This window comes from Pseudoalteromonas shioyasakiensis, assembly GCF_001550135.1.
Taxonomy (GTDB): domain Bacteria; phylum Pseudomonadota; class Gammaproteobacteria; order Enterobacterales; family Alteromonadaceae; genus Pseudoalteromonas; species Pseudoalteromonas shioyasakiensis.
On record NZ_LRUE01000009.1, the window covers coordinates 1 to 1,998 of the forward strand.

At 43.7% G+C, this 1,998-nt stretch carries 1 protein-coding gene and 1 rRNA gene; both read left to right on the forward strand.

What is annotated here, in order from left to right; translation table 11 throughout:
• The first annotated feature begins 100 nt into the window (after nt 1-100).
• Nucleotides 101-215, forward strand: a 5S ribosomal RNA gene (gene rrf / locus PASHI_RS04335).
• A gap of 651 nt (nt 216-866) precedes the next feature.
• A protein-coding gene (locus PASHI_RS04345) for an IS3 family transposase (protein ID WP_156426457.1) occupies nt 867-1,998 on the forward strand; the annotation gives its coding sequence in 2 pieces (ribosomal slippage) (nt 867-1,140 and nt 1,140-1,998; 1,133 coding nt annotated over the 2 pieces). This gene is flagged as partial in the annotation.

Sequence of the window (1,998 nt, forward strand, 5' to 3'; positions counted from 1 at the left end):
CAGCGTAACGACAGAAGTTAAGTTACTAAAGTAGACATTTACTTGATATCAGAATTCCGAATTTTAGTTAATTGCAACAGCGATTAACAAACCAAATTTGCTTGGTGACAATAGCGTTTTGGACCCACCTGACCCCATGCCGAACTCAGTAGTGAAACGAAACAGCGCCGATGATAGTGTAGCAGCTGCTATGTGAAAGTAGGTCATCGCCAGGCTCCAAATAAGAGAAAGCCCGATTCGAAAGAGTCGGGCTTTTTTGCGTTTTAGCTGTCAGCTTTCAGCCGTCAGACGTCAGTTGAACTGTGTGGTTGTTTAGTACAGAGTCATTCTAAGCTCACCCTGTTCATTCTCCAGGTAGGTTGGGTAGAGCGGAGCGAAACCCAACATGAGTTAGCGAGTTACAAGTTAGCGAGGGTAAAGTTGAACTGTGTGGTTGTTTAGTACAGAGTCACCCTCAGCAACAAAACCCCTTAGGAGGCACTTCAGTGCCGAATTCAGACCTTAACAAACACATTCACGGCTAAAGCCATTCCTACGTGATGAGAATGTTAGACGTCAGATATTAGATGTTAGTTGAACTGTAGGGTTGTTAAGTACAGAGTCACCCTCAGCAACAACCCCGCGTAGGAGGCACTTCAGTGCCGAATCTAGACCTTAACAAACACATTCATGGCTAAAGCCATTCCTACAAGCACACTTTGCCTAGAGCCTAGAGCCTAGAGCCTAGAGCCTAGAGCCTAGAGCCTAGAGCCTAGAGCCTAGAGCCTAGAGCCTGGAGTAGAGGGAGACTATTACCCAAAAAACCACACCGCGCGGCTGATTGATCTGACTCCATAAAAGTAGACACCTCTTTGGAGTCAGTAATCATGAAAGTAAAGTCACAGCGTAGATATTCCCTCGAATTTAAAATAAAAGTCGTTCAAGAGTCGTTAGACACCACAGATACAGTTAAGATGGTCGCTAATAAATACGGTATTCATCCTGACATGCTATCAAGTTGGAGAAGTCACATGACCTCGAAGAAGAAAACATCAAAGCCACTTAAGAACCAAGGCCCTGACAAATCATACACAGATTTAGAGCGCCAAATTCGCAAGCTTGAGAAGCAACTCGAAGATGCTCAGTTGGAGAATGACGTTTTAAAAAAGGCGAAGGTCTACTTCGACAGCCTAAAAGAATAAGGTTCGAATATATCCACAAGGTCACAGACGCCAAACGCACAGTGAAAAAGTTGTGCAGTTGGTTATCTGTGTCGCCGGCTGGGTATTATAAATGGTTAAAGCAATTACCTAGCACACGCCAGAAAGAGAACAGTTCGTTACTTAAGTTTCTAAAGCATATTAGCGACCAGGAGCACTGTATCCCGGGCTATAGAAAGCTTTGGGAAGCAGCGGTAGCACATGGCTTTGATTGCAGTAAAGGACGTGTGCAGAGACTTTTACAAAGCGTTGGGTATCGTTCAAAGTCAGGTAAGAGGCGCTATACAAGCCGCGCGAAGAAAGAAGGTACAATCAAAGCGAGTAACTTACTACGACGCCAGTTTAATGTTGATGCAGTAAATACCGTGTGGGTTTCAGATATCACACAAGTACGCTGTAAAGATGGTTGGCAGTATTTATGCGTCATCCTTGATTTGTATTCTCGTAAGGTTGTTGGCTGGGTAACAAGCCGGATAAACAACGCCGAGTTAGTTATTAAAACACTGAGAAAGGCATGGTCTGCACGCAAACCTGATGGTTCGAACTTGCTCTTTCATTCAGATCAAGGAGCTCAGTATGTCGCAAAGGAAACAGTGAAGTGGTTAACTAATAGAGGTGTCACAGTGAGTATGTCTAGAAAAGGCAACTGCTGGGATAACGCATGCTCAGAAAGCTTCTTCGCGCAGTATAAAAAGGAGTGGATAAAGAATTTAAATGAACTGAGTCGTAGTGAAATGACAACACAAACGTATTTTTATATTGAAAAATACTACAACTCAGTAAGAAGGCATGGCACCCT